The 10,873-nt window shown below is 44.4% G+C and carries 10 protein-coding genes; 2 read left to right on the forward strand and 8 right to left on the reverse strand.

What is annotated here, in order from left to right; translation table 11 throughout:
- Window positions 1-12 precede the first annotated feature (12 nt).
- Window positions 13-774 (forward strand): hydroxyacylglutathione hydrolase, encoded by a 762-nt coding sequence (gene gloB / locus BBC0122_RS12685; protein WP_077994729.1) that lies wholly within the window; start codon window positions 13-15, stop codon window positions 772-774.
- Entirely contained in the window at window positions 775-1,260 is a 486-nt protein-coding gene (locus tag BBC0122_RS12690; RefSeq protein ID WP_077994342.1) for a hypothetical protein, read from the forward strand.
- 507 nt (window positions 1,261-1,767) lie between these two features.
- On the opposite strand, the gene BBC0122_RS12695 is transcribed toward BBC0122_RS12690, so the two are convergent.
- The 8 genes from BBC0122_RS12695 to hemE form a co-directional block, all read right to left on the reverse strand.
- Entirely contained in the window at window positions 1,768-2,643 is an 876-nt protein-coding gene (locus tag BBC0122_RS12695) for a ParB/RepB/Spo0J family partition protein (protein WP_077994343.1), read from the reverse strand.
- Between the two features lie 35 nt (window positions 2,644-2,678).
- Window positions 2,679-3,473: a ParA family protein gene (locus BBC0122_RS12700; protein WP_077994345.1), complete on the reverse strand. Its 795-nt coding sequence runs from the start codon at window positions 3,471-3,473 to the stop codon at window positions 2,679-2,681.
- A gap of 5 nt (window positions 3,474-3,478) precedes the next feature.
- Entirely contained in the window at window positions 3,479-4,126 is a 648-nt protein-coding gene (gene rsmG / locus BBC0122_RS12705; protein WP_077994351.1) for a 16S rRNA (guanine(527)-N(7))-methyltransferase RsmG, read from the reverse strand.
- On the reverse strand, window positions 4,126-5,997 hold the full coding sequence (gene mnmG, locus BBC0122_RS12710) for a tRNA uridine-5-carboxymethylaminomethyl(34) synthesis enzyme MnmG (RefSeq protein ID WP_077994352.1): 1,872 nt from the start codon (window positions 5,995-5,997) through the stop codon (window positions 4,126-4,128). The genes rsmG and mnmG overlap by 1 nt, the downstream gene beginning before the upstream one ends.
- 230 nt (window positions 5,998-6,227) lie before the next feature.
- Entirely contained in the window at window positions 6,228-7,535 is a 1,308-nt protein-coding gene (mnmE, locus tag BBC0122_RS12715) for a tRNA uridine-5-carboxymethylaminomethyl(34) synthesis GTPase MnmE (RefSeq protein ID WP_077994353.1), read from the reverse strand.
- 363 nt (window positions 7,536-7,898) lie between these two features.
- The gene (rho, locus tag BBC0122_RS12720) at window positions 7,899-9,164 is read right to left on the reverse strand and encodes a transcription termination factor Rho (protein WP_077994731.1); all 1,266 of its coding nucleotides are present in this window, start codon (window positions 9,162-9,164) and stop codon (window positions 7,899-7,901) included.
- 141 nt (window positions 9,165-9,305) lie between these two features.
- Entirely contained in the window at window positions 9,306-9,851 is a 546-nt protein-coding gene (gene hemJ / locus BBC0122_RS12725) for a protoporphyrinogen oxidase HemJ (RefSeq protein WP_077994354.1), read from the reverse strand.
- Entirely contained in the window at window positions 9,848-10,873 is a 1,026-nt protein-coding gene (gene hemE / locus BBC0122_RS12730; protein ID WP_077994355.1) for a uroporphyrinogen decarboxylase, read from the reverse strand. The genes hemJ and hemE overlap by 4 nt, the downstream gene beginning before the upstream one ends.

Below are 10,873 nucleotides of genomic sequence, written 5' to 3' on the forward strand. Positions count from 1 at the left end.
GGGATTGAAACAATGGAAATTACACAGTTCATCTGCCGCAGTGATAATTTCGGAGTGCTGCTTCATGACGAGGCAAGCGGACTGACTGCGGCTATTGATGCGCCGGACGCAAAGACAATCCGTGAAACGCTTGACCGGAAAGGTTACAAGCTTGATGTCCTTTTCATAACCCATCATCATATGGATCACATCGAAGGAATTACCGCACTTAAAGCCGTTTATGGTACGAAAATCATCGGGCCGGAACGTGAAGCCGACAAAATTGGTGGACTTGATGAAGCGGTCAATGAACAATCAGGCTGCAAATTCGCAAAATTCGATGTCAAAGTTCTTGAAACTCCCGGTCATACGCTTGGCTCCGTCTGCTATTATTTTCCTCATGACAAACTGGTTTTTACCGGTGATACGTTGTTTTCTCTGGGCTGCGGGCGACTGTTTGAAGGAACAGCCGAGATGATGTTTTCTTCGCTTGAAAAGCTCAAAGCTCTTCCCGACGATACAAAGCTTTATTGCGGGCATGAATATACCAAAGAAAATGCACGGTTTGCACGTTCGGTCGATCCCGATAATGTTGCGCTCATCAATCGCGCTGCTGCTGTTGACCGGCTTATCGCTGTCGGGGAAACCTCGCTCCCAAGCTCGATCAAAAGCGAGAAAGCGGCAAATCCCTTTTTACGCTGTAATGACCCCGATATACGCAAAACATTGAAGATGGAAAATGCTTCGGATGTCGCTGTTTTTGCTGAATTAAGAAAACGCAAGGATCATTTCTGAATGTTTATCAAGCGATTTGTGATTGCCCTTTGTTTGATTGTTTTTCCGGTTGCCGCTTTTGGCGAAGATGTGCCAAAGCAGAATGACAAGCAAAGCGAATTCTATCTCTCTCCGACGGGTAATCCTAAGATTGTAGCGGAATATCCTTTGAATGAAGCTTTTCTGGCTAAGATGGAAAATGTCCAGAAGGAAATGTCGGAGTCCACGATCAGGCTTTCGGAATCCGAAACCGGAAATGACGGTAGTATTGACGGGCTCGTTAAAACCATTTCAAAAGATGAGCGCGTCATGAACATTTTGAAAAAAAATGCGCTTGAACCAAAAGATTATGTTGTCGGTTATCTGGCATTACAAGCAAGCCTGGCTGCTGCATCCTCGCTTGAAGATCAGGACGCAATATTTGACGACAGCACAACAGTTTCAAAGGAAAATCTCGAATTCGGAAAACAATTTGCCGACCGCATTCGTAAAGTTCTCGAACAATAGAATTTTATTGCCGACTGTCAAATCCGGACTACTTTGAATAGCGTAAGATTTGATTAATTTTTTCCTGTGCTTTTTCGTAACGCGATCAGTTAAACACCGGACTTGTATAAAAAAAACATCGTATTCGTAGATAAATGTAATAGTTCATTAAATTATAAATATTTAAACATAAACAATACTTGTAAAAATATAAACAGTCACGTTCGGAAAAATATTTTTTATTATCTTATAGGAGACTATTATATAATTTTCCGTGAATATATTTTGGCTCTTGTTCGATGTTCTTTTCAGGTCATTTTTTTACGCTCGGGACAAACCGGATGTCATTTTCATAAACAAAGTTACAAAGAATTTTCACATGGGTAAGAGCAACTTTGCGGAGCTTCCGGAGTGAAAAAGACATCGCCACAGACGAAAATACATGCCGTTACACAAACTTCAAAGCCGGATAACGTCAAGCGTCACCTCTCCCGTTCAATCGGGGTACGAGATTGACTACAACCCGCCCTAGTTCTGTAAACGCCTGCAAATGTCATCAAGCTGCTCCAACGAGGAATAATGGATTTTTACATCCCCGCCTTTTTTCCCGTGTTTGATGGCAACTTTCATGCCTATGACATCGGCAAGCAGTTTTTCAAGCGACTTGGTGTCGGCATCCTTTTCGCTCGGTGTACGTCTTTTTGCCTTTGCGGTTGATTGTCCATTTGCCAGAGCTTCGGCCTGACGCACAGACAAGCCATCACGGATAATTTTTTCGGCAAGTGCCAAAGGGTCATCGACTGTTATCAGACAGCGCGCGTGGCCTGCCGACAATTGGCCATCATTGATGAATTGTTGCACCTTGGCCGGAAGTTTCAATAATCTCAATGTGTTGGCAACATGGCTGCGACTTTTGCCGATCACTTGTGCAAGATCGGCTTGTGTATAATCATGTTCATCAATCAGTTGTTGGTAACCCATGCCTTCTTCCAACGGATTGAGATCGGTTCTTTGGACATTTTCGATAATGGCAAGTTCCAAAGCCGTACGATCATCGACATCGCGGATAATAACCGGTATTTCAGTGAGATTTGCGCGCTGGGCAGCACGCCAGCGACGCTCACCGGCGATCAATTCAAACCGGTTCGGATGGTCGGGCGAGGGACGAACAACAACCGGCTGAACCACGCCATGTTCACGGATAGATTGGGCGAGATCGTCAAGCTCGGTTTCGGTAAAGTGTCGCCGCGGATTTTGCGGATTACGGGAAATAAATTCGATAGGAACCTGGCGTTCCGACGATGTTTTCGGAGCTGTGGCAGGTTTATCAATACCAAGATCAACATCGCCGATAAGAGCAGCAAGACCACGTCCAAGCCGTTTTTTCGATTGATCGTCACTCATCTTTATTTCCTTGATTATTCAATAGGTTAAAAAATTCAAGCGGCGCGCAATTGGCGTTCGCGTTGGATGACTTCGGAAGCAAGTTGCAAATAGGCCTGACTGCCCGCACATTTCAAATCATAAAGTAAAGCCGGTTTACCGAATGAAGGAGCCTCCGACACGCGAACATTGCGTGGTATGACAGTTTGATAAACTTTGTCTCCCATAAAGGAGCGTACGTCCTCTACAACCTGATTGGAAAGATTGTTACGGCCGTCATACATAGTGAGCACAATACCCTGTATTTCCAGCGCAGGATTAAGGGAACTGCGAACCTGTTTTACCGTTTCCAATAATTGGCTTAAGCCTTCAAGTGCCAAAAATTCGCATTGCAGAGGCACAAGAACGGAATCGGCTGCCCCCATTGCATTAAGTGTCAAAAGGTTGAGGGAAGGGGGGCAATCAATCAGAATATAAGAAAACTTCTCCGTCACCATAGGATTTTTTCGCAAAGCTTTTTGTAGCCGCTGTATCCGGTCATTTGCCGGTGCAATTTCCATTTCGATTCCAAGAAGATCGAGTGTCGAAGGCACAACATAAAGGTTTGGCACTTCTGTTTCCAAAGCCGCGTCATTGACCGATGCACCTGAAACAATAACATCATAAGAAGATAGCGGGCGCCTGTTACGATCTATTCCCAGTCCGGTGCTGGCGTTCCCCTGCGGGTCTATATCCATAACCAATACAGTCTCGCCGATGGCCGCAAGCGCAGTAGCAAGGTTGATAGCTGTTGTTGTTTTGCCAACCCCGCCTTTCTGATTTGCAATGGCGATAATACGTGTGTCGCTCATTTCTCTCACCCCTTACGTGAATCGATCTTGCTAATTTCGAGAATAACAGACTGCTTATCAATCTTGCTTTGATGAACTTTAAAATCGAATGTCCAGTTTTTCTCTGCTTCGGCTATTTCCTTCTTATAATCACGGCCCTTCTGGAATAGGGCGGTTGCGCCTTGCTCGAACCAGGGTTGTGTCAACTCAAAAAGTTTTTCGAGCGATGCCAAGGCACGTGACGTGATAATTTCCGGCTTGTTAATGTGGATGTAACTGGTTTCAATGCGGCATGTATGAACTGTAGCAGGCAAATTGAATTCGGCGCTGACACTTCTTAAAAATGCAGCTTTTTTGCTATTGCTTTCGACGAGATCAATATGAAAACCGCTTTGGTCTTTTAAAAGAATGGCTATGACAATTCCGGGAAAACCGCCACCGGAACCAATATCACACCAGTTTTTTGCGTGTGGCTTAAATCCGGCGACTTGTGCGCTATCAAGAATGTGCCGTTTCCAGAGATCGGGCAAAGTCGCATTTGCAATCAGATTGATATGGGATTGCCACTTTTTAACCGCCTCCTCGAATGCCATCAAAGTTTCTGCTGTTTCACGTGAAACCGAAGGTACAATTTGCAGCAATGATTGATATTTTTCTTCTACCCATTCAGTCATCAGGCGCTTCTCCGGTTTTCGCGGTGTAACCGCTGGATATGGGTAATAATAAGAGACAGAGCTGCCGGTGTCATGCCGTCAATTTTTTGTGCCTCGGCGATTGATTGAGGCGCGCGCTGACGGATTTTTCCTTTCAGTTCATTGGACAGACCGGAAATCACATCAATGTCGAGTTCTGCCGGAATACGGAGTTGTTCATCGCGCTGAAGATTGGCAATGTCTTGTGCCTGACGATCAAGATAAACCGCATATTGCGCCTCAATTTCCAATGTTTCAGCCGTTTTTTTATCAATCTGGTTGAGCGATGGCCAAATTTCACTCAAACGCGAGAGTGACATTTCCGGATAGGAAAGCAAATCATAAACATTCCGGCGAATTCCGTCGTGTTTTATTTGCAATCCTTTTTCTGTCGCTTCATTTGGCGTGATAAATACCGATTGACACAGATGACGGGCTTTATCCAGTAAATCCTGTTTATGTTGAAAACTCTTCTGTCTCAGCGAGCCGACAATTCCCCATTTTAATCCCGATGGTGTCAGCCTCTCATCGGCATTATCCGCTCTTAGAGACAAACGGAATTCGGCGCGAGAAGTAAACATACGATAGGGTTCACTGACGCCACGCGTAATCAAATCATCAACCATAACACCGATATAGGCCGTTGACCGGCTAATCGTTACCTGATCTGTGCCCGAAGCTCTGTTTGCAGCATTCAATCCTGCAAGTAAACCTTGTGCTCCTGCCTCTTCATAACCTGTCGTTCCATTGATCTGACCGGCCAGAAACAGGCCTGGAAGTGCTTTTAATTCCAATGTTGCATAAAGTTGGCGCGGGTCGACAAAATCATATTCGATTGCATAGCCCGGTTGCAAAACCTTCGCGTGTTCCAACCCTTCAATGGTTTTGATAAAATCGAGTTGAACCTCTTCCGGCAGAGATGTGGATATACCGTTCGGATAGACCGTATCGTCATCCAGTCCTTCCGGTTCAAGAAATATCTGGTGTCCGTCACGCTCTCCGAATTTTACAATTTTATCTTCAATCGAAGGGCAATATCTCGGACCTATACCTCTGATAGCGCCCGAATACATCGCCGAACGATGAATATTATCTTTTATGATCTGGTGGGTTTTATGATTGGTCCTCGTAACAGCACAGTCAATTTGCGGTTGACAAATTGTATCGGTCAAAAACGAGAACGGTACGGGATCCTCGTCAGCACTCTGCTTTGGAAGATTGTCCCAATCTATTGTCTTTTTACTCAAGCGTGAAGGAGTGCCGGTTTTCAACCGTCCCAAACGGATACCATATTGTCCCAGATGTTCTCCCAGAAGATTACTGGGTTCTTCACCCATTCTTCCGGCAGGCCATGTTTTTTCACCTATATGGATAAGGCCACGCAAAAATGTACCCGTTGTCAAGACAACCGCACCTGCATCAACTGGTCCACAGGTTTTACATACGACACCCGCGACGGTGTCATTTTTCACAATAAGATCAATGACTTCATCTTCTATAACCGTGAGATTGGGCTGTTCCGAAATCAACGTCTGCATAGCTTTTTTATAGAGCTTGCGGTCTGCCTGCGTTCGTGGCCCCCTGACCGCCGGGCCTTTTCTCCGGTTAAGCAAACGAAATTGTATTCCGGCTTCATCGGCAGCACGCCCCATCAACCCGTCAAGTGCATCAATTTCTCTCACGAGATGGCCTTTTCCGAGGCCACCAATTGCCGGATTACATGACATCGTTCCGATGGAAGCAAAATGGTAGGTTATGAGCGCCGTTTTTGCACCGGTACGTGCAGCAGCAGAAGCAGCTTCACAACCGGCGTGTCCGCCCCCGACAACAATTACATCAAATTTATCAGCCAATTTTATACAAACACCGTTAAAGTTTTAACGTTTCACGTGAAACAAAGAACCAAACCTTATTGCGGAATATTAGTGTGCTTTGCAACGTGCACGAATTATCTCACTTGTCTAACACATGGAATGTTTCACGTGAATCATTATTTTTAAAGATTGAACATTTTATTTTTAAAATGTTTCACGTGAATCACTGTTTTTCAGCGGAAAAAATAAATCGCACTCTCTTATTCAAATCATTTACCAATACAGAATTGCGAGAAAATAACATCCAATATGTCTTCAACATCTATGTCTCCGGTAATTCGACCAAGCGAATCGGCAGCGAGTCGTAAATGTTCTGCTCTCAACGATAAATCGCGATTGGAATGTTGAACTGCATTGTCTATCTCGGAGACAGCAATCTTCAGCAATGCTAATTGCCTTTTTCTCGCGGTAACCACTTCACCTACATCATATGAAAATTTTGAACAGAAAGATGCAATAGCTTTTACAAAGGCATCAAACCCTTCCCCCGTTCTCGTTGAAAACTGGATTGGCCATTGTCTTATTGAACCGTTCGCCAAATCGCTTTTATTTCCGATATGCCAGATTTCCGCATCGGTTTCGGGGAGCTCTATCGGAACCGGATGTGCCAAATCATCAACAAGCAGTACGAGATCTGCGTCTTTCACTCGATCATAGGCGACCTCGATACCGAGTTTTTCAACCTTGTTATCGGTTTCTCGCAAGCCGGCTGTATCAGTCATCAAAACCGGATAGCCATCAATCACAATACGCGTCTCCAAAGCATCGCGTGTTGTGCCGGCTTCATCTGTTACAATGGCAAGATTAAAACCGGCTAACTTATTGATAATACTCGATTTTCCAGCATTCGGAGCACCAGCAATGACAATTTTTATCCCGTCGCGCATTGATGCAACACGTTCGCTTTTTATGATAAAATCCGAGATCGACCGGCTTAAATTTTGTAAATGATCCCAAACAATATCGCTCACAGAACCCGGTACATCTTCCTCGTCGGAAAAATCAAGCTCAGCTTCGATCATGGCACGCGCTTTGATAAGATCGCTCCGCCATTGTCGATAAAGTGTCGCAAGTTCGCCACTTGCGCCCATGATGGCAAGCCGCCTCTGGCTTTCGGTTTCTGCTTCAATGAGATCGGCCAGTCCCTCGGCTTCCGTCAAATCAAGCTTGCCGTTAAAAAATGCCCGTCTTGAAAATTCACCGGGTTCGGCCAATCGACATGAATCGAACTTTGCAAGTTCATTCAAAAACCGGTCTATAACAGCCTTTCCACCATGAAGATGAAATTCGGCACAATCTTCACCGGTAAAACTGTGTGGTGAGGGAAAAAACACCGTTAAAGCACTATCGACAAAGTCACCATCTTGAGCTACAAGCTTGCCATAACTCATGACACGGGGCGCCGGAATTTTGCCAAGCAATGTTTGAACAATGGATTTTGTCATTTTTCCTGAAACGCGGATTACGGCTACTCCGGAGGGAAGTTTTCCGCTTGATAGAGCAAAAATAGTATCCATAGTCGTTATCCTCGTTGCGGAATGTGCTTTACAATCTCGCCCGCTTCATTTTGAACGGACAAAAGTTCTACAATTCAACAAATGTTCTATAAGCCATTTGAAACAGAAGAGACCATTCATTTTTTAGCAAAACTCCTTCGAGATTCGCTTGAAGCTGTTGTTCGGCCAAATCAAAAATAAAAAACCGTCCGAAAAAAAATTCCGGACGGAAAAACTGTTACGTCTATTTTTTGAAAAACACCTGTCAGACATTATCCCCGGATATTATCCGGAGTGTAAAGTTGCCGACTGAGTATCACCCGATCAGGTGTGTTCAAATTTGCTATTTCCGAATTAGCTATTTCCAAGTCAGGTATTTCCAAATCAGGTATTCATCGAATCGAAAAATTCCGCATTGGTTTTTGTCTGCTTCAATTTATCAATCAAAAATTCGATTGCATCGGTTGTGCCCATTGGAGCGAGAATACGACGCAAAACAAATATTTTTTGCAGATCCTGACGGGAAACCAACAAATCTTCCTTGCGGGTTCCGGATTTCAAAATATCCATTGCCGGGAAAATTCGCTTATCGGCTACTTTCCGGTCAAGCACGATTTCCGAGTTACCGGTTCCCTTGAATTCTTCAAAAATAACTTCATCCATACGGCTTCCGGTATCTATCAAAGCCGTTGCAATAATTGTGAGCGAACCGCCTTCTTCAATATTGCGGGCTGCACCAAAAAAGCGCTTGGGGCGTTGTAAAGCGTTAGCATCAACACCACCGGTCAAGACCTTTCCTGATGAAGGAACAACCGTATTATAGGCACGACCAAGACGGGTGATCGAATCAAGGAGAATGACCACATCGCGCCCCTGTTCAACAAGGCGCTTTGCTTTTTCAATGACCATCTCGGCAACCTGAACGTGACGGGATGCGGGTTCGTCAAATGTTGAAGAAACAACTTCGCCTTTGACCGAACGTTGCATATCGGTCACTTCTTCCGGACGTTCATCAATGAGCAACACAATCAGAAAACATTCCGGATGATTGGCTGTGATTGAATGGGCAATGTTTTGCAGAAGAACTGTTTTACCGGTTCTTGGAGGTGCAACAATCAGTGCACGCTGCCCTTTACCCAAAGGCGAGATAAGATCAATGACCCTTGCCGACATATCCTTGTTTGTCGGGTCATTCAATTCCATTTTCAACCTCTCGTTCGGATAGAGAGGTGTCAAATTGTCAAAATGGATTTTATGGCGGATTTTTTCCGGATCTTCAAAATTGATCGTATTGATTTTTAACAGAGCAAAATAACGCTCGCCTTCTTTGGGGCTGCGTATCGGTCCTTCAACAGTGTCGCCGGTTTTTAATGAAAACCGCCTGATTTGCGAAGGGGAAAGATAAATATCATCAGGACCTGGAAGATAATTGGCATCGGCCGAGCGTAAAAACCCGAAACCGTCGAGCAAAACTTCCAGAACACCTTCACCGATAATTTCAACATCCTGAAGGGCAAGCTTTTTCAAAATGGCAAACATCAATTCCTGTTTGCGCATTAACGAAGCATTTTCGACTTCCAGCGTTTCGGCAAAAGCGACAAGCTCGACCGGAGTCTTACTTTTCAGCTCTTGTAGTTTCATCTGTTGAATATTCTGCATCCAATATAAACTCTTATAATTGTGGAAATATTATTTTCCTTTGAAAAGTATCTTGTTAAGAAACTATGGAAAATAAAAAAGGAGGGTAGCTCCATCTAATGCCCTTGTGTGAAGAAATCAAGAAAATTTCATTCAAAACGGTTTCACAATCACAGCAATCACAGCAATAATCATCAAAACAGTGGGAACTTCATTCAAAATACGCCAGGTTTTTTCAGAAAAATTGTTTCTATCTTCGGCAAAATGGCGAACACCACGTGATAACAACCCGTGATAGCCCGATAAAATAACGACAGCAAGAAGTTTGAGATGAAGCCAACCGCCTTGAAACTCATAAACTTTCCAGGCCATCCATAAGCCTGTTACCCAAGACGCAATCATCGCCGGATTGATAATTGCCCGCAACAACCGCCGTTCCATTGTTTTGAATGTCTCGGATTGTTTCGAGCCAATTTCGGCCTGACAATGGTAGACAAACAAACGTGGTAAATAAAACATTCCCGCCATCCAGCAAATGATAGAAATCACATGAAAAGATTTGATCCATAAAGTCGAATCCGGATATTCATCAGGATTCACGTGAAACAACCCCCATAAAACAACCACGACAATCAAGAGTGAAACGATGGCGCGAAGCCAGATTGTCCCCGTTGTCATATGCGTTTTAGAATTCGTCATTTGTTAAAATTCCTCACCAGTTTGACCAGTCTTTCAACATTTTCGATAGGCGTTTGTGGTGTTATTCCATGTCCCAGATTAAAAACCAACGGCCCATGTCCAAGGTTATCGAGAATATTATTTATTCCTGTTTCCAGAGCAGCGCCACCCGAAACCAATCGCAAAGGATCGAGATTTCCCTGAACCGGCGTTATCTGTTGCAATTTTTTGGCGAAGGAAAGCGGAACAGACCAATCAAGTCCGACGGCAGTCACCCCTGTTTTTCGGGCAAAATTTTCGTAAAGCGCGCCGGCACCTTTCGGAAAACCGATTATCGGAACTTCGGGAAAAACTTTTCTGATACGCTGAACCATCCGCTTGATCGGATAAATGACGTATTCATCAAAACTCTGTTCATCAAGAACGCCTGCCCAGGAATCAAAAATCTGTAAAACTTCGGCTCCGGATTTGACCTGATTGACAAGATAATCGGCTGAAACGTCGGCAAGAATTTCGAGAAGAGTTTTCATTGCTTCAGGGTGAGTGAAACCGAACAATCTGGCGGGAGCTTGATCCGGAGTGCCATGTCCGGCGATCATATAGGTTGCCACTGTCCAGGGGGCACCACAAAATCCGATCAGCGTTGTATCGTGAGCTAAAGCGTTTTTGAGAAGAGATAAAGTTTCAAAACTTGGAGCCAGTCTTTCCTGAGCCTTTTCGACATTCAATTTTTCAATTTCATTGACCGATAGTGGATCAAGAATCGGCCCCTTCTTTTCTTCAAAACGTAAGTTTCTCCCCAAAGCATGAGGAACGACGAGTATATCCGAAAACAGGATTGCTGCATCAAAACCGAATCGTCTGATCGGTTGCATCGTGACTTCAAAAGCAAGGCGAGGATTGTAGCAAAGATCAAGAAAGCTTCCTGCTTGTTTCCTCACCTCACGATATTCGGGTAAAAACCGTCCGGCTTGTCTCATCAACCAGACGGGTGGCGGAGAAAGTGTTTTACCACTTAAGACTTCAATAAGTTTTTTTGTCAT

The organism is Ditibartonella choladocola, from assembly GCF_002007565.1.
Taxonomy (GTDB): domain Bacteria; phylum Pseudomonadota; class Alphaproteobacteria; order Rhizobiales; family Rhizobiaceae; genus Bartonella; species Bartonella choladocola.